Below are 15,921 nucleotides of genomic sequence, written 5' to 3'. Positions count from 1 at the left end.
GCACCTCAGTGCCGCTGACTTAGCCCAGCCGGGGAGGCCCCGCCTGCACCCTTGCCCGCACTTCATCCAGCGAACTCCCCGCGGGCGCGACGTACTCGATCCACCAGGTGGCCCCCGCGGCGGCTACCGCACCGACGGACTCGACGTCGTCGGGTCCGGTCGTCTGCCCGAACCGAATAATGTCGAAACCCTCTGTTCCACCACGTATTTCACCGATGAAGTCGACCGCCCGCCGAACGTCGTCGGGAGCGACTTCCAGTCCGAATTCGCCAGCCAGCACGGCACCGTCCCACCGCGCAGCGCGTCGCGTCGGCTTCTTGGCCGGCCAGGTTGCGGCCACCCACACCGGCACCCGCGGCCGCTGGACTCCGCGCTGAAACGCGTCGCAATGGACGCGGTAGTGAGCACCGTCGTGGTTGACGGGATCGCCGGAGAGCAACGCCGACAACACCTCGAGCGCCTCGTCGAACTGGGCCGCTCGTTCGATTTGATCGCCGACGTCGCCGAACGACACGTAGTCGGGAAGGTGCGGGTACCCGGCGCCCGCACCGAGCGTGATGCGACCGTTGGAGAGGTTGTCCAAGGTGATTAGCTCGCGAGCGAGCTTGCCGAGATGCCGGCGTGGCAGCGGCGTCACCAGCGTGCCCAGTCGGATCTCCACGGTGCGCAGGGCCATGGCGGTCAGCGCCACCCATGGATCGGCCACGGGCTCGATGAACTGCAAGTGGTCCCAGATGAAGAAGCCGTCCCACCCCGCGGACTCGGCCTCGCCAGCCAGTTCCGAGAGCACGAGAGCATCTCCGCAGAAGTCGAAGTTGGGCGTGTAGAAGCCGAAGCGCACCATCGCATCCTCGCAGCTCCCGCGATTTCGGTGTGGGGCACGCGCTGAGCGCCCGTTTCGACGCCGAAATCCCAACTAGGTGTCACACATCGGTGGGCTGCCTCGTCCAATCGGTATGACTACTCAACGACCTCGCATCGAGCCACTGCCCCCCAAGAAGGCCTCGCTGACGGCTCGACTGATGTACCGCTACGCCAAACGCCGCTTCGGCGAAGTGCCCGTCCCGTTCGCGGTGGGTGCCCACCACATGCCACTGCTCGTCGCCAACGCCGTCCACGAGACGCTGCTGGAACGCGGTTCGAAGAAGCTGCCGTCGAATGTGCGCGAGCTCGCGGTGTACTGGACTGCCCGGACCGTCGGCTGCTCGTGGTGCGTCGACTTCGGCGCCATGTTGATCCGGCTCGACGGGCTGGATGTCGAAAGGCTCAAGACCGTGGATCAGTATGCGACTTCTCCGCTTTACACGGACGACGAGCGGGCGGCCATCGCCTACGCCGACGCCATGACGAAGGATCCGCACTTGGTCACCGATGAGCAGGTCGACGACCTCCGGCGACGCTTCGGCGACAGCGGGGTGATGGAGTTGACCTACCAGATCGGCGTCGAGAACATGCGCGCCAGGATGAACACCGCACTCGGCATCACCGAGCAGGGCTTCAGTTCCGGTGACGCGTGCCAGGTTCCGTGGGCGACCGAGGCGCCAGAGGCGAACCGGTGAACTTGTCCGGGTTGGCGATGTCCCATATCGCACAGACCTTTCCGTCGCGGACGGTCAGCGCCTGGATGTGGGGCTGCATCGCCGGCCATTGCTCGTGCTCGTCAAAGCCCTCGGTGTAGAGCCCGAGTTCGCCGTTGACGAGCGCGAACTCGCCCACCTCGAAGAACCGCGGACCGTACCGCTTGGCCAGCCCGAAGATGAACCGCGCGACCTTGTCGGAACCGTGGATGACGCGGGCGGCGGTGGGCGCCTTGCGGTTCGAGTCCCCGGTGAAGGTCACGTCGGGATGGAGCACGGCGACGACGGCCGCGATGTCACCAGATGCCATGGCCCCCATCAGTTTTCCAATGACCTCATCGTGCGAGGGATCACGAGCCGGCGCGGACGCACCCGCCACCGTGCGTCTGGCCCGAGATGCGATTTGGCGTGCCGCGGGGGCGCTCACCCCGAGCACGTCGGCGATCTCCGGGAAGGGCACCGCGAATCCGTCGTGGAGCACGAAGGCCACCCGCTGATCGGGGGTCAGGAGTTCGAGCACCACCATGGCCGCGAACCGGGCGTCTTCCCCCGCGACGACTGCGGCGAGCGGATCGGAGCCGTCGAGCGAGCTCACGACGGGCTCGGGAAGCCACTCGCCGAAGTAGGCCTCCCGGCGATGGGCCGCAGACCGCAGCCGGTCCAGCCCGATGCGGCTCACCACGGTCGTTAGCCAGGCCCGCAAGTCAGAGATGGCGTCGCGCTCGGCACCAAGGGCGTTCCACCGCAGCCAGGCGTCCTGCACGGCATCCTCGGCGTCGGCGAACGTGCCCGTCAGCCGATACGCGACCGCCAAAAGATGCGAGCGGAGCCGCTCGAACTCGTCCGTCTGGCGCACGGTGGTCACGTGTCCAGCGTACTGACGAACTTGCGGTGTTTGAGGAGCGGTGAGGCCGGGGAGCTAGCGCTTACTGAAGATGATTCGGTGCCAGTCCTTTTCGGCGTTGGCGGTGATATCGCTCATCACGTGCTTGATGGTGAGGTACTCCTCGAAGGAGTAATCGCTCATGTCCTTGCCGAAGCCGGAGGCACCAACGCCACCGTGCGGCATCTCGCTGATGATCGGGATGTGGTCGTTGATCCACACGCATCCGGCGTGGATCTCCCGGGATGCGCGCTGCGCCCGGTAGACGTCCCGCGTCCAGGCCGACGCGGCCAGGCCGTACTCCGTGTCGTTCGCCTGCCGGATGCCATCGTCGTCATCGGTGAACGAACGCGCGACGAGCACGGGGCCGAATATCTCGTTGCGGTAGACCTCCGAGCGCTCGTCGACGTCGGCGATCAAGGTGGGCCGGTAGAACGAGCCAGGTAGATCAGGGGCGGTGCCGCCCGTGACGATGCGGCCCCCCTCGCCCGGCGCACGCTCGACCATGCCCGCGACCTTCGCGCGATGGGCGGGCGTGATCAGCGGGCCGAGGTCGGTGTCGGGGTCGTGCGGGTCGCCGACGACGATCTTGCTCATCAATTCACCGACCCCCGCGACGAAGTCGTCATACAACGGCCGAGCGACGATGGCCCGGGTGGCGGCCGTGCAGTCCTGGCCGGTGTTGATCAACGACGCGGCGACGGCACCTTGGATGGCGGCGTCCAGGTCAGCGTCGTCGAAGACCAGGAACGGCGCCTTGCCGCCGAGTTCGAGCTGCGTGCGGTGGCCGTGCAACGCCGCGGCCGACATCACCTTGCGCCCCACCGCGGTCGAGCCGGTGAACGTCACCAGGTCGACGTCCGCGTGCCCGGCCAGCGCCGTGCCGACGTCACTACCCGCCCCAGTCAGGACGTTGAACACGCCGTCGGGCAGCCCGGCCTCGCTGGCGAGCCGCGCCAACGTCAGCGTGGTCAGCGGCGTCACCTCGGCGGGCTTGATCACCACGGAGCAGCCTGCCGCCAACGCGGGCAGCACCTTCCACACCGCCATCTGCAGCGGATAGTTCCACGGCGTGATGGTGGCGACGACGCCGATGGCCTCGCGGCGGATGCTTGACGTGTGGTCGGCGGAGTACTCGGCGGTGGCCTTGCCCTCGAGGTGGCGTGCGGCACCGGCGAAGAAATCGATGTTGTCCACGCTGCCAGGTACGTCGAACTCGGTCGCGAGTCGAACGGGCTTGCCCGTCTGGCTGACCTCTTCTGCCACCAGCGCTTCGGCATGCTCGCCCGCCAACTTCGCCAGCTTGGCGAGCACCGTCGATCGTTCCACCGGCGTCGCCGTGGCCCAACCCGACAACGCCGCGCGCGCCGATGCCACGGCGTCGTCGACGTCGGCAGGCGTTGCGAGGGCGCACTCGGCAACCACCTTGCCGGTGGCGGGGTCGATGACTTGATGTGACTCGCCGCTGGTGTTCACCGCGGCGCCGTCGATCCAGCTGCTTGAGATCCGCATGACTTTTACGCTAGCCGACCATCAGAAGTCGAGTTACGCATTCCCGCCGTGACAGGCGCGTCAAACGAGCGATTTCATGGTGATGGTTGCCTGTAACGACGGATTCCGTGCACAATCGTGGGCATGGTCGACAGGGATGCTCAGCCGGCCCTTCAAGCTGTCTCGTTGCGCATCGGCCAGTCAAGGCCAGGTGCTGCGTTCCAACTCGATGAGTTGTCGAAGTCGATCATCGAGAAGTTGCAGCAGGACGGCCGACGGTCGTACGCCGGCATCGGCAAGGCCGTTGGGCTGTCAGAGGCGGCCGTACGCCAGCGGGTCCAACGGATGGTCGACGCCGGCGTCATGCAGATCGTCGCGGTCACCGATCCCATGCAGTTGGGTTTCGCCCGCCAGGCGATGATCGGGATCAAGTGCACCGGCGACACCACGAAGGTCGCCGACAAACTCGCCGCCATCGAGTCCGTCGACTACGTCGTACTCACCGCGGGGTCCTTCGACGCGATCGTCGAAGTGGTCTGCGAGGACGATGGCGACCTGCTCGATCTGCTCAACACCAAGATCCGTTCCGTCCCAGGAGTGATATCCACCGAAACCTTGGTTTATCTGAAATTAGTTAAACAGCAATACAATTGGGGCACACGATGACAGCTACAGATATCGCAGAAACCACCGCCACCGCCACCGACCTCGGCGCCAAGGCCAACCGCCACCTGTGGGGGCACTTCGCCCGCCACGGCGAAGGAATCACCCCGCCGATCATCACGCGCGGCGAGGGCGTCCACATCTTCGACGACAAGGGCAAGCAGTACATCGACGGGCTGTCCGGCCTGTTCGTGGTGCAGGTCGGCCACGGCCGCAAGGAACTCGCGGAGGCCGCCGCCAAGCAGGCCGAGACGCTGGCCTTCTTCCCGCTGTGGTCCTACGCCACCCCGCCCGCCATCGAACTCGCCGAGCGCATCGCAGGTTACGCACCCGGCGACCTGAACCGGGTGTTCTTCACCACCGGCGGCGGCGAGGCCGTCGAAAGCGCATGGAAGCTAGCCAAGCAATACTTCAAGCTGACCGGCAAGCCGGGCAAGTACAAGGTGATATCGCGGTCCATCGCCTATCACGGCACGCCCCAGGGAGCCCTCGCCATCACCGGCATCCCGGCGTTCAAGGCACCGTTCGATCCGCCGACCCCCGGCGGCTTCCGTGTGCCCAACACCAACTTCTACCGGGCTCCTGAGCAGTACAGCGCCGACCCCAAGGCTTGGGGACGCTACTGCGCCGACCGCATCGCCGAGGCCATCGAGTTCGAGGGGCCCGACACCGTCGCCGCGGTCTTCCTCGAGCCGGTGCAGAATGCCGGCGGCTGCTTCCCGCCGCCGCCAGGATACTTCGAGCGGGTCAGGGAGATCTGCGACGAGTACGACGTGTTGCTGGTGTCCGACGAGGTGATCTGTGCCTACGGCCGGATCGGTTCGATGTTCGCCTGCAACGACTTTGACTACGTACCCGACATCATCACCTGCGCAAAGGGCCTGACGTCCGGCTACTCTCCGATCGGCGCGATGGTCGCCAGCGACCGGCTGTTCGAGCCGTTCAACGACGGGCAGACCGTCTTCGGCCACGGCTACACCTTCGGCGGGCATCCGGTGTCGTCGGCGGTCGCGCTGGCCAACCTCGACATCTTCGAGCGCGAAGGCATCAATGCCCACGTGAAGGAGCTGGCTCCGGCGTTCCGGGCCACCCTGGAGAAGCTGTACGACCTGCCCATCGTGGGCGACGTGCGCGGCGAGGGCTTCTTCTACGGCATCGAACTGGTCAAAGACAAGACCACCAAGGAGACGTTCAACGACGAGGAATCCGAGCGGCTGCTGCGCGGCTTCCTCACGCCGGCACTGTGGGAGGCCGGCCTGTACTGCCGGGCCGACGACCGTGGCGACCCAGTCGTGCAGTTGGCTCCCCCGCTGATCAGTGGGCAGAAGGAGTTCGACGCGATCTACGACGTCCTGCACCGCGTGTTGAGCGAAGCCAGCCGTCGGATGTAGGCAGGACGTTATGGTCGGCGGCGTGAAGCCCCCGGTTCATCCCGTTCGTTGGACGCCACCGCCCATCGACCCGCTGCCCAATCTGCCCGAAAGACCGGTCAGGGTCGTGCCCGTACCAGGCGACGGTCCCGAGGACATCGTCGTCGACGCCGACGGCAACCTCTGGACGGGCCTGGTCGACGGGCGCATCGTGCGCCTTTCGCCCGACGGCGGCCAGCAGACCGTCGTCGCCAACACGGGCGGGCGGCCGTTGGGCATGCACGTGGCACGTGACGGCCGAATACTGGTGTGCGACTGCGACAAAGGCCTGCTCGCACTGGATCCACGCAGCGGCACGCTCGAGGTCCTCGTCGATCATGTCGAGGGCCGACCGCTTGGCTTCTGCTCGAACGTGACTCAGACCGAAGACGGCACAATCTATTTCACGGAATCGACGAGTTCCGGTTTCGCCTTCGAAGAAGCCATCGGAGCGATTCTGGAGGCCCGAGGGGCTGGCGGCCTCTTTCGACTGGCTCTCGATGGGACGGTGACGAAGCTCGTCGGCGACCTGTACTTCACGAACGGAGTGACCGTCACCGCCGACGGGTCGGCACTGGTGTTCGCCGAGACGATGGCGCGACGGTTGTCGAAGTATTGGTTGACCGGACCTCAAGCTGGATCGGTGACCCCGCTCGTCGCGAACCTTCCCGGCATGCCTGACAACATCTCGACCGCCCCGGACGGACGGATCTGGACCGCGATGTTCACGGCCGCCAACCCGGCTGGCGAGCGTCTGATGCGGCGGGCACCGTGGATCCGCAAGCTGATCTGGCGGATGCCTGCCCGCTTGCAGCCGAAGGTTGACCCCGAGATCTGGGTGGTGGCATTCGACGCTGACAGCGGCGAAGCGGTCGGCGGCATCAGGACCAAGCGTCCCGACTTCGGGGTGGTGACCGGTGTCGTCGAATCGGCGGGCAACGTGTGGATGTCGACGATCCAATTCCCGAGCCTCGCGTACTTCGAGGTGTAACGCCGAACGCGCAGCCGTGTCACCACACTGGTAGCAATAGTCACTTCTGTAACAGCGTGGCTACCGGGAAATCGGGCCGCGATCTCCTACCCTGCAAACACGATGGCTACCTTCGGATCCTCGTCTCGCCGCCTCGCCTGCCTGGCCGTGGCGGCGGCTTTCTTGACCGCACCGGCGCTGCTCAGCGCACCAATCGCCGCAGCTGACCCGGAACCGGCGCCTGACGGCAACGCCTGCCCGTACCGGGTGACCACTCCCCCGGCGGTCGACTCGTCCGAGGTGCCCACCGCGGGTGACCCGCCGCTTCCAGTGCCGGTGCCTGCCGCCCCACTCGGCGGCGAAGCGCTCTCCAGCTGCGGCATCGTCGCGGCGCCTGGCACCCCGCCACTACCCGATGACGTGTCAGCCGACGCGTGGGTACTCGCCGACCTCGACAGCGGCGACGTGATCGCGGCCAAGGACCCGCACGGACGACACCGCCCCGCCAGCATCATCAAAGTGCTCGTCGCCATGCAATCCATCCGGGACCTCCCCATCCACAAGGTGGTCGCCGGAACGCAGGACGACGCCAACGCCGAGGGCACCAAGGTCGGAGTCGGAGAAAACGGCCACTATTCGGTCAACGACCTACTCCATGGGCTGCTCATGCATTCCGGCAACGACGCCGCGCACGCGCTGTCGATGCAGCTCGGCGGCATGGATGCCGCGCTGGGCAAGATCAACGACCTGGCAGGCAAGCTCGGCGGCCGCGACACCCGGGTGGCTACGCCGTCGGGGCTGGACGGCCCTGGCATGAGCACGTCGGCGTACGACGTGGGCCTGTTCTACCGGTATGCCTGGCAGAACCCGATCTTCTCCGACATCGTGTCCACCCGCGAGTTCAACTTTCCTGGCCGCGGCGACGCCGGCTATCCGATCGAGAACGACAACAAACTGCTCGACAACTACCCAGGCGCGATGGGCGGCAAGACCGGCTACACCGATGACGCGGGCCAGACATTCGTCGGCGCGGCCAATAGGGATGGGCGCCGACTGGTCGTGGTGCTGATGCATGGCACGCGACTGCCCATCGCCCCGTGGGAGCAGGCCGCTCATCTACTGGACTACGGGTTCGCAACTGCCCCCGGCACCAAGGTGGGTGCGCTCATCGAGCCCGATCCGTCCCTAGCGGCGAAGGCCCCTACCAACGCCGCCGACCCTGCCGCCCAGAACCTCGCAGCCAACCTGCCGCCCATCGACGGGACGCCCGTACGAGTCGGGGTTGGCGTCGTCGGAGCCGTGGTGGTCTTCGGGCTGATGATGGGCGCCCGGTCGCTCAACGGCAGGCCATCGGACTGAGCTCCTAGTCCCGCCGCCACAGCCGCGAAAGCCCAAGCGCACCAACGGCACCCACCGCTGCAGCCACGAATACACCGCCGACTCCGAGCCCTTCCTTCACCTGGACGCGGGTGGTGATCTCCGCGGGATCGGGCGGGAGCACCGGCGCCGCGATCAGGGAATCCGCCGACGTCGCGGCCCACGCAGTCGCAAAGAGGATCAATCGCGCGGTGACGTACGCGAACACCATGAGGCCGAGCACCGGCCCGAACGTCGCCCCCGCGGGGCCCGTCAACACCGACTTCAGGTAAATGGACGCGATCTGTTTGAAGATCTCGAAGGCAACCGCGGCCAGCAAGCCGGCCCTAGCCGCACTGCGAAAGCTGACCGACTCACGCGGTAGCCGCGCGATGATCCAGGTGAAGAGCAACCAGGAAACGAAGACCGCCACCAGGAGCGAGCCCACCCGCAGGATCGCGCCGAGCGTCGGAAAGTCGGGGATTCCCAACCACTCGAGCACGTTTCGCATCACCGTGCCGTCGCCGAGCGCGGTCAGCGCAATCGTGATGACGATGGCACCGAAGGCTGACACCAGCGCCAAGAGATCCGACAGCTTCGTCTTCACGAAGCCCGGGGGTTCGCCGCGCTGATGGCCCCACATCTGGGTCAGCGCCTCACGCAGGTTGGCCATCCAGCCAAGCCCGGCCCATGCGGCGGTCGCCAGGCCGATGATGCCGACCGAGGTACGCGACGCGATCGCCGAGTCCATCAGATCGACGAGTTGCTTTCCCAGGTCGCCAGACACCGACGACTTGATGCTGTGCTCAATGGAGTCGAGTAGCTCTGGCCTGCTGGCCAACACGAAACCGCCGACGGCGAATCCGACCATCAGCAACGGGAACAGCGCAAAGATCGTGAAGTACGTGATGCCGGCGGCGTAGAAGTCACCCTTGGTGTCGTTGTAGCGCTCCTGGGCGCGCATCACGCGGTCGAACCAGCTGAATCTGGCTCGCAGCCGGTCCATTACGCCGGGCTTGGCCGGTTCCGTCATGCCAGCCCCCCGTTTGACTAGTGCGTGCTTTGCAGAAACCCTAACCGGTCGTATACCCGCTGCAACGTCGCCGAAGCTACCTCGTTGGCACGTTGCGCACCGACTGACAGCGCTGCGGTCAGTTCGGACGGATCCGCAAGAAGTTCGTCGACCCTGGCCTTGATCGGCGTGACGAACTCGACCACCGCGTCGGCGGTGTCCTTCTTGAGGTCGCCGTAACCGCGTCCGACGTAACCATCGACCAACGTGTCGACGTCGGTGCCGGTGATGGCCGACTGGATGGTCAACAGGTTGGACACCCCCGCCTTGGCTTGTGGGTCGAAGCGGATCTCACGCTCGCTGTCGGTGACGGCCGACCGGATCTTCTTGGCCGTCTTCGCCGGATCGTCGAGCAGGCTGATCAGCCCGGCATCAGTGGCCGCGGACTTGCTCATCTTGGCGGTCGGATCCTGCAGGTCGTAGATCTTGGCCGTCGCCTTCGGGATCATCGGCTCCGGCACGACGAGCGTGTCCGGGAATCGAGCGTTGAAGCGCTGCGCCACGTCGCGGGCGAGTTCGAGGTGCTGACGCTGGTCCTCCCCCACCGGAACAAGGTTGGCGTCGTAGAGCAGCACGTCGGCGGCCATCAGCACCGGGTAGGTGAACAAGCCAACCGTGGTGGCGTCCGCGCCTTCCTTCTGCGACTTGTCCTTGAACTGCGTCATCCGCGACGCTTGGCCGAATCCGGTGAAACATCCGAGCACCCAAGCTAATTGGGTGTGGGCGGGCACGTGGCTCTGCACGAAGATGGTGGCCCGCGCAGGGTCGATGCCCAGCGCCAGGTATTGCGCCGCCGTCACCAGGGTGCGCTGACGCAGCGTGGCCGGGTCCTGCGGAATCGTGATCGCGTGCAGGTCCACCACGCAGAAGTACGCGTCGTGGTCGTCCTGCAGTCCAACCCAGTGCTTGATCGCTCCCAGCGCGTTGCCGAGGTGCAGGGAGTCTGACGTGGGCTGTACGCCGGAGAAGACGACGGGCCGATTCGGAGTGCTCATGGTCGTTCAATCTTTTCACGCGGCGATCCCACGCTGACGCGCCCACGGTCAACGGTGGAGATCATCCGAAGGTGTCACGGGTCAGGCGCCGCAACACCTTCAGGAACACGCGGCGCTCGTCGGCCGACAGGTCGGCCAGCCACCGCTCCTCCCCACGCTGAATCTCGGCCTGAACTGCATCTTTGACGGCCCGCCCGGAATCGGTGATCGCCAGCAGACGAACCCGTCGGTCGTCGGGATCGGGGTGGCGCTCGATGTGTCCCCGGTTTTGCAACTCGTCCAGAGTGGGGATGATCCGCGTCTTGTCGGCTCCGATCGCCCCCGCTAACGCCACCTGCGTCCGCATGGGTGACTGATCGAGCGCCAGCAGGACAACGTAGCCCCACATCGACAGCTCGTGCGCATCGAGCACCGGCTGTTCTGCGGCCAACAGATCCCGAAGCAGCGGCGTGAGCATCGCTGCGAGATCGGGGCGACGGGACATCGTGTCATCGTAGGCGTTGCATTATCGTATGCGTACGCTTATCATCCGTGTATGCCTACTAATACTTCCTACTTCCGCCCGCTCCACCGCGCCGCCGTACTGAAGTCCATCGACGTCGTCGACACCGTTCGGATCAGTGATCTACACCGACCGACCCCATGCGCAGGCTGGACCCTCGCTGACCTGCTTGCCCACATGACCGTCCAGCACCGGGGATTCGCCGCGGCCGCAAGGGGTTTGGGTGCCGACGAAGACATCTGGCAGTCAGCTTCCGTGCGCGCCTCCGTCACCGCAGACCCCGCGGGCACGTATGCGACCGCCGCCCGCGACGTGCTCGACGCGTTCGCCGCCGACGGCACGTCGGAGGCCACGTTCGCGCTCCCCGACTTCGGCCCTGGCGCGACATTTCCCGGCGCCGTCGCCATGGACTTTCACTTCATCGACTACGTCGTGCACGGCTGGGACGTGGCGGCCACACTCGGCGCCCCTTACGAACTGGCTGACGAAGTCGTCACCGCCGCACTGCCACTGGCGATGTTCGTGCCCGATGGCGACTACCGCGCGAGCGAGGGTGCGCCGTTCGGACCCGCCGTCGAAGCAGGCACGAACGACTTCGACCGCATCCTGGCCCACCTCGGCCGTCGACCGGACTGGGCGAGCACCGACGCACGAATCACGTAGTCGACTACTTAGTCCAATCGTCGGCAGGGGCGTCACGATCACCCTGACGCGAGGGGGTCGCATGAGGATGTTGGGGAAGCACGCGGTAGTGCTTGGCGCGAGCATTTCGGGCCTGTTGGCTGCAAGGGTGCTTGCTGAGCAATTCGAGTCGGTCACCGTAGTCGAACGCGACGAGCTCGATGAGTCGCCGAGCGGCCGACGCGGCGTGCCGCAGGGTCGGCACCTGCACGGGTTGTTGATGCGTGGCTCGCAGGTCCTGGATGACTTGTTTCCAGGGTTTCTCGACGAGTTCGTCGCCGCGGGTGCCGAGTGCTTCGACGGCACAGATCTGTCGCGGCTGTACCTCAGCATGAACGGACACGTGCTCGTTCGGACCGGTGACGCGAAGGAACTCACCATTTATGGGGCGAGCAGGCCGTTCTTAGAAGGCCACATCAGGCGGCGGGCGCTGGCGCTGGACAACATCACCCTGCTTGACGGCCACGACGTCACCGACGTGACGTCTGTTCCATCTCACGAGCGCGTGACGGGAGTGCGCGTCGCCCCACACCTCGGAGGCGCCGAATACGAACTTGCGGCCGACCTGGTCGTCGACACGACGGGGCGCGGCGCACGGACACCGGCATTCCTTCAGCGGCTGGGATATTCGCGCCCGTTCGAGGAAAAGGTCACCGTGCACCTGAAGTACTCGACGCAAGTGTTCCGGTTGCCGGAGGAGGCGTTGCGCGAAGGCGCCTTCCTCGTCACGGCGGTCGCAGGCCGGGCGTCGGGGCTCGCCATGGCACGATGCGAAAACGACACCTGGATGCTCACCGTCGCCGGCATGGCGGGCATCGATCCGCCCGACACGTTCGAGGGGATCATCGACTTCGCCGCCGACATGCTGCCCGTCCACGCGATCGAGGCACTGCGCTCGGCGACCCCGCTGGGCATGCCATCGAGGTACGGCTACCCGTCAAGCCGGTGGTACCGCTACGACCGGTTGCGCAGGCATCCCGACGGGCTGATCGCGCTCGGGGACGCGGTGTGCAGCTTCAATCCCGTGTACGCGCAAGGGATGACGGTCGCCGCACTGCAGGCACTCGCGCTTCGGGACTCGTTGGCACGCGGCACCACGAACCTACCGTCGCGCTTCTATCGCGCCAGTGCCAAGCCGATTCGCCAGGCCTGGCAACAGGTGATGGGAAATGACTTGTCGCTACCGGAGATCGAGGGCACGCCCCCATTGTCGACGCGGCTGACCAACCCCTACGTCGAGTGCGTGCTGTCCGCCGCTGAGTACGACCCGTTGGCGATGCAGGCGTTCATGCGGGTCGCCTGGCTGGTGGATCCGGCCCCTGCGCTGTTGCGCCCCACCATCATCGCGCGGGCGATGAGGTCGCGACGCCGGAGGCTCGAACCGGAGCCGACGCCGGCCCCGGTCTAGGCGTATTCCACCGTCACGGGCGCGTGATCCGACCAGCGCAAGGCGTACGCCTCGGCCCGCTCGACCCTGGCCGCGACGACACGCGCGGCGAGCTTCGCCGTCGCCAATTGGTAGTCGATGCGCCACCCCGCGTCGTTGTCGAAGGCCTTGCCGCGCCACGACCACCAGCTGTAGGGCCCCGGCACGTCGGGGTGCAGCACCCGCACCACGTCCACCCAACCGGTGGCCAGCAGGTCGGTGAGCCACTGCCGTTCACTCGGCAGGAAGCCGGCCTTCTTCTGATTTGCCTTCCAGGCTTTGATGTCGTGCTCGGTATGCCCGATGTTCCAATCGCCACAGACGACGGCGTCGCGGCGCTTGCGACGCAGGACCTCCATTCGTGCGGCGACGGCCGCCATGAACCGCTCCTTCTCACGCTGCCGGTCGGTCTCGGCCTCACCGGTCGGGAAGTACACGCTCGCGACCGTCAGGCCCGCGGTGTCGACTTCGAGGTATCGACCATGGGCTGCGAACTCGTCGGCCTCGGGCCCGATCTGCACCCGCGTGATCGGGTGCCTGCTCAGCACCGCTACGCCGTTGCGGCCCTTCAGGTGTGGATCAGCCGACGCAAGGTGCCAGCCGTCGGCCAGCGCGGGCGCAAGCGCCTCGGCGAGTTGTTCGTCGTCGGCGCGGGTCTCCTGCAGGCAGGCCACGTCGGCCGCCGTCTCCTTCAACCACGCGAGCAGGCCGACGTTCTCCGGTGAGCGTTGCTTGACCGCCGCGCGGATGCCGTTGACGTTGATGGTGCTGACGATCACGACCGAGAGAGTAGCGCTACGTCGCGACGGCGCCGCGCCTGAGGTTCTCGTCGACTTCCTGCTTCCACAGTCCGTACGCGTGCGTGGTGTCCACCTCGAGCTCGAAGCGGGCCACCATGTCCTCGGTGACCTCGGCGGCGTCGACGTAGAACTGCTCGTACCACCGCCGGTGTTGGTAGACCGCGCCGTCTTCCTCGGTGAGCAGCGGGTTGTCGATGCGCGTCTTGTGCCGCCACACCTCGACGTCGTCCAGAAAGCCCTCCCCGAAGGTCCGGCTCAGCGTGGCCGCCAACTTGGCGGCCTTGTCCTCGGGCAGGCCGGGGATCTTCTGCACCGCCACGCCCCACATCAGCACGAACGAGTTGTGCGTGACCGGGTAGTGACAGTTGATCAACGCGACTTCGAGCGTGAAGTCCGGTGCGACGTCGTTGTGCAGCCAGTTGATCATGTAGGCCGGGCCGAAATACGTTGCCTCCGAACGAAGGTTGGTGCCCTCCCAGAGTTTCTCGAAGTTCGCGGTCGTGTCGGCCCGCGCCTTCGACTCCATGAACTGACTGGCGGTGTGGCCCTCGATCACGTTCTTGAAGTACGTCGGGTACGCGCGATGGATGTAGAAGAAGTGGGCCATGTCGACGTTGTTGTCGACGATCTCGCGGCAGTGTGAGCCTTCGATCAATTCCGAGCTCCACGACCACGGCGACCACTGCCCGGCGTCCATGCCCTCGATCGTCGGAGGCGTCAAATCGACTGGTGGCGTTGAGCCTTCCGGATCGTGCCACACCAGCAGCTGCCCGTTGACTTCCTGACACTCCCAGCGGCGAGTGCGGGCCAGCCGCGGCGTGCGCTTGGCGTACGGCACCAGCTTGCACTTGCCGTCGCCGCCCCAACGCCAGTCGTGGAACGGGCACGCGATGGTGTCGCCCTTGACGGTGCCCCGCGATAGGTCGCCGCCCATGTGCCTGCAGTAGCCGTCCAGGACGTTGAGTCGACCGTCGGTATCAGCGAACACCACCAGCCGGGTGCCGAACGCGTCGATGCTGTGGGGCTCGCGGTCGCGGAAGGCGTCCGCCAGTCCGAGGCAGTGCCAGCCCCGGGCGAAGCGCGACATCGGAGTTCCTGCGTCGATCTCCCGAACGTGTTCAGCAGCGGTCACGCTCATACGGTATCGCCGGCGATCGAGGCAGTTTGCGGTACCGCCGGTATCACCCTAGGGTCGCGGCATGGAGACTCGCGATCCCATCCACCTCGGCTCCGGTGAGCCGATCGTCATGTTGCACCCCTTCCTCTGCTCGCAGAACGTGTGGCGCACGGTCGCGGACCAGTTGGCCGAGACCGATCGATTCGAGGTACTCGCGCCCACGATGGTCGGCCACCACGGCGGAGCCAGGGCCGGGTCGTGGTTCCTCGACACGGCCACACTCGTCGACGACGTCGAGCGGCGGATGGATCAGCTGGGCTGGCACACGGCGCATGTGGTCGGCAACTCGCTCGGCGGCTGGGTGGCCTTCGAGTTGGAACGCCGCGGACGGGCCCGCAGCCTCACCGCGATCGCCCCTGCGGGTGGCTGGGGTCAACACTCGGCAACGAAGTACGAGACGGTGCTGAAGTTCCTGCTCGGGGGTCCGGCGCTGATCGCGGCCCGACTGCTCGGCCCGCGGATCCTCGACCTGCCCTTCGCACGCCGAATCGCGACGCTGCCGGTCAGCGGCCCCGCCGACGGACCGAGCCAACCCGACCTCCTTGCCCTCGTCGACGACGCGACGCACTGCACGGCGTACCTTCAGCTGCTGGTCAAGACGCTGCGGCTGCCCGGGTTGTTGGAGCTCGCCAACGTCGCCGCACCCACCCAGTTGGTGCTGTGTGAGAAGGACCGCGTCTTCCCCAGTCCGCGGGGCACCCAGTACTTCGTCGACCACCTGCCCGCCAATACGCAGGTGCTGCGGCTCGCCGGGCTCGGCCACATCCCGATGCTGGAGGCGCCGGGCATCGTCACCGAGGTCATCGCGGACTTCGTTGACGCGCACACCGAGCCGCAGCGGCAGGCGCCGCCCGCGGGCTGACGCTCGCCCAGACCGAAGCCATGGTCGTTGAACGCGACGCTTGACGACAGGGAACGG

The 15,921-nt window shown here is 66.4% G+C and carries 16 protein-coding genes; 8 read left to right on the top strand and 8 right to left on the bottom strand.

What is annotated here, in order from left to right; translation table 11 throughout:
- Positions 1-19 precede the first annotated feature (19 nt).
- Entirely contained in the window at positions 20-844 is an 825-nt protein-coding gene (locus SLQ30_RS08745; protein WP_319445860.1) for an LLM class flavin-dependent oxidoreductase, read from the bottom strand.
- Positions 845-956: 112 nt separating this feature from the next.
- Between SLQ30_RS08745 and SLQ30_RS08740 the strand changes: the two genes are divergently transcribed.
- Positions 957-1,559, top strand: a complete 603-nt coding sequence (locus tag SLQ30_RS08740; RefSeq protein WP_319445859.1) for a carboxymuconolactone decarboxylase family protein — start codon at positions 957-959, stop codon at positions 1,557-1,559.
- Here SLQ30_RS08740 and SLQ30_RS08735 read toward each other — a convergent pair.
- Positions 1,498-2,442 (bottom strand): sigma-70 family RNA polymerase sigma factor, encoded by a 945-nt coding sequence (locus SLQ30_RS08735; RefSeq protein ID WP_319445858.1) that lies wholly within the window; start codon positions 2,440-2,442, stop codon positions 1,498-1,500. The two genes, SLQ30_RS08740 and SLQ30_RS08735, sit on opposite strands and share 62 nt — an antisense overlap.
- A gap of 54 nt (positions 2,443-2,496) precedes the next feature.
- Complete coding sequence (locus SLQ30_RS08730) at positions 2,497-3,972, bottom strand: gamma-aminobutyraldehyde dehydrogenase (RefSeq protein ID WP_319445857.1); 1,476 nt, start codon at positions 3,970-3,972, stop codon at positions 2,497-2,499.
- A 123-nt stretch (positions 3,973-4,095) separates the two neighbouring features.
- On the opposite strand from SLQ30_RS08730, the gene SLQ30_RS08725 reads away from it, so the two are divergent.
- The 4 genes from SLQ30_RS08725 to SLQ30_RS08710 all read left to right on the top strand — a co-directional run bounded on the left by SLQ30_RS08725 (position 4,096) and on the right by SLQ30_RS08710 (position 8,352).
- Complete coding sequence (locus tag SLQ30_RS08725) at positions 4,096-4,617, top strand: Lrp/AsnC family transcriptional regulator (protein ID WP_319445856.1); 522 nt, start codon at positions 4,096-4,098, stop codon at positions 4,615-4,617.
- Complete coding sequence (locus tag SLQ30_RS08720) at positions 4,614-6,005, top strand: aspartate aminotransferase family protein (protein WP_319445855.1); 1,392 nt, start codon at positions 4,614-4,616, stop codon at positions 6,003-6,005. The genes SLQ30_RS08725 and SLQ30_RS08720 overlap by 4 nt, the downstream gene beginning before the upstream one ends.
- Before the next feature lie 10 nt (positions 6,006-6,015).
- Positions 6,016-7,014, top strand: coding sequence for an SMP-30/gluconolactonase/LRE family protein (locus tag SLQ30_RS08715; RefSeq protein ID WP_319445854.1), 999 nt, complete (start codon positions 6,016-6,018; stop codon positions 7,012-7,014).
- Positions 7,015-7,116: 102 nt separating this feature from the next.
- Complete coding sequence (locus SLQ30_RS08710) at positions 7,117-8,352, top strand: D-alanyl-D-alanine carboxypeptidase family protein (RefSeq protein WP_319445853.1); 1,236 nt, start codon at positions 7,117-7,119, stop codon at positions 8,350-8,352.
- Positions 8,353-8,356: 4 nt separating this feature from the next.
- Here SLQ30_RS08710 and yhjD read toward each other — a convergent pair whose 3' ends face one another.
- From yhjD to SLQ30_RS08695, 3 genes are all read right to left on the bottom strand, one after another.
- Positions 8,357-9,382, bottom strand: a complete 1,026-nt coding sequence (gene yhjD / locus SLQ30_RS08705; protein ID WP_319445852.1) for an inner membrane protein YhjD — start codon at positions 9,380-9,382, stop codon at positions 8,357-8,359.
- A gap of 17 nt (positions 9,383-9,399) precedes the next feature.
- The gene (gene trpS / locus SLQ30_RS08700) at positions 9,400-10,416 is read right to left on the bottom strand and encodes a tryptophan--tRNA ligase (RefSeq protein WP_319445851.1); all 1,017 of its coding nucleotides are present in this window, start codon (positions 10,414-10,416) and stop codon (positions 9,400-9,402) included.
- A gap of 61 nt (positions 10,417-10,477) precedes the next feature.
- Positions 10,478-10,900 carry a MarR family winged helix-turn-helix transcriptional regulator gene (locus SLQ30_RS08695; protein WP_319445850.1) on the bottom strand — a complete coding sequence of 141 codons (423 nt, stop codon included), beginning with the start codon at positions 10,898-10,900 and terminating at the stop codon, positions 10,478-10,480.
- Positions 10,901-10,951: 51 nt separating this feature from the next.
- Between SLQ30_RS08695 and SLQ30_RS08690 the strand changes: the two genes are divergently transcribed.
- Complete coding sequence (locus tag SLQ30_RS08690; protein ID WP_319445849.1) at positions 10,952-11,581, top strand: TIGR03086 family metal-binding protein; 630 nt, start codon at positions 10,952-10,954, stop codon at positions 11,579-11,581.
- Positions 11,582-11,642: 61 nt separating this feature from the next.
- Positions 11,643-13,007 carry a 2-polyprenyl-6-methoxyphenol hydroxylase-like oxidoreductase gene (locus tag SLQ30_RS08685; RefSeq protein ID WP_319445848.1) on the top strand — a complete coding sequence of 455 codons (1,365 nt, stop codon included), beginning with the start codon at positions 11,643-11,645 and terminating at the stop codon, positions 13,005-13,007.
- Here SLQ30_RS08685 and SLQ30_RS08680 read toward each other — a convergent pair.
- Together SLQ30_RS08680 and SLQ30_RS08675 are read right to left on the bottom strand one after the other, a co-directional pair.
- Positions 13,004-13,804 (bottom strand): exodeoxyribonuclease III, encoded by an 801-nt coding sequence (locus tag SLQ30_RS08680; protein ID WP_319445847.1) that lies wholly within the window; start codon positions 13,802-13,804, stop codon positions 13,004-13,006. The genes SLQ30_RS08685 and SLQ30_RS08680 overlap by 4 nt on opposite strands.
- A 16-nt stretch (positions 13,805-13,820) precedes the next feature.
- A complete protein-coding gene (locus tag SLQ30_RS08675; RefSeq protein ID WP_413467975.1) occupies positions 13,821-14,912 on the bottom strand; it encodes a Rieske 2Fe-2S domain-containing protein in 1,092 nt (363 codons plus the stop codon).
- A 112-nt stretch (positions 14,913-15,024) separates the two neighbouring features.
- On the opposite strand from SLQ30_RS08675, the gene SLQ30_RS08670 reads away from it, so the two are divergent.
- A complete protein-coding gene (locus SLQ30_RS08670; RefSeq protein ID WP_319445845.1) occupies positions 15,025-15,864 on the top strand; it encodes an alpha/beta hydrolase in 840 nt (279 codons plus the stop codon).
- The last annotated feature ends 57 nt before the right edge of the window (positions 15,865-15,921 follow it).

The sequence above is a fragment of the Mycobacterium sp. RTGN4 genome, assembly GCF_033804635.1.
Lineage (GTDB): Bacteria > Actinomycetota > Actinomycetes > Mycobacteriales > Mycobacteriaceae > Mycobacterium.
The sequence above is the reverse complement of the archived record's forward strand: the minus strand, read 5'-3'. Positions and strand labels throughout refer to the sequence as shown.

Excerpts from the sequence above, each read along its gene's own strand:
- SLQ30_RS08745 (WP_319445860.1), bottom strand. The coding sequence starts at position 844 with ATGGTGCGCTTCGGCTTCTACACGCCCAACTTCGACTTCTGCGGAGAT.
- SLQ30_RS08740 (WP_319445859.1), top strand. The coding sequence starts at position 957 with ATGACTACTCAACGACCTCGCATCGAGCCACTGCCCCCCAAGAAGGCC.
- SLQ30_RS08730 (WP_319445857.1), bottom strand. The coding sequence starts at position 3,972 with ATGCGGATCTCAAGCAGCTGGATCGACGGCGCCGCGGTGAACACCAGC.
- SLQ30_RS08725 (WP_319445856.1), top strand. The coding sequence starts at position 4,096 with ATGGTCGACAGGGATGCTCAGCCGGCCCTTCAAGCTGTCTCGTTGCGC.
- SLQ30_RS08720 (WP_319445855.1), top strand. The coding sequence starts at position 4,614 with ATGACAGCTACAGATATCGCAGAAACCACCGCCACCGCCACCGACCTC.
- SLQ30_RS08715 (WP_319445854.1), top strand. The coding sequence starts at position 6,016 with ATGGTCGGCGGCGTGAAGCCCCCGGTTCATCCCGTTCGTTGGACGCCA.
- SLQ30_RS08710 (WP_319445853.1), top strand. The coding sequence starts at position 7,117 with ATGGCTACCTTCGGATCCTCGTCTCGCCGCCTCGCCTGCCTGGCCGTG.
- yhjD (WP_319445852.1), bottom strand. The coding sequence starts at position 9,382 with ATGACGGAACCGGCCAAGCCCGGCGTAATGGACCGGCTGCGAGCCAGA.
- trpS (WP_319445851.1), bottom strand. The coding sequence starts at position 10,416 with ATGAGCACTCCGAATCGGCCCGTCGTCTTCTCCGGCGTACAGCCCACG.
- SLQ30_RS08695 (WP_319445850.1), bottom strand. The coding sequence starts at position 10,900 with ATGTCCCGTCGCCCCGATCTCGCAGCGATGCTCACGCCGCTGCTTCGG.
- SLQ30_RS08690 (WP_319445849.1), top strand. The coding sequence starts at position 10,952 with ATGCCTACTAATACTTCCTACTTCCGCCCGCTCCACCGCGCCGCCGTA.
- SLQ30_RS08685 (WP_319445848.1), top strand. The coding sequence starts at position 11,643 with ATGAGGATGTTGGGGAAGCACGCGGTAGTGCTTGGCGCGAGCATTTCG.
- SLQ30_RS08675 (WP_413467975.1), bottom strand. The coding sequence starts at position 14,912 with ATGTCGCGCTTCGCCCGGGGCTGGCACTGCCTCGGACTGGCGGACGCC.
- SLQ30_RS08670 (WP_319445845.1), top strand. The coding sequence starts at position 15,025 with ATGGAGACTCGCGATCCCATCCACCTCGGCTCCGGTGAGCCGATCGTC.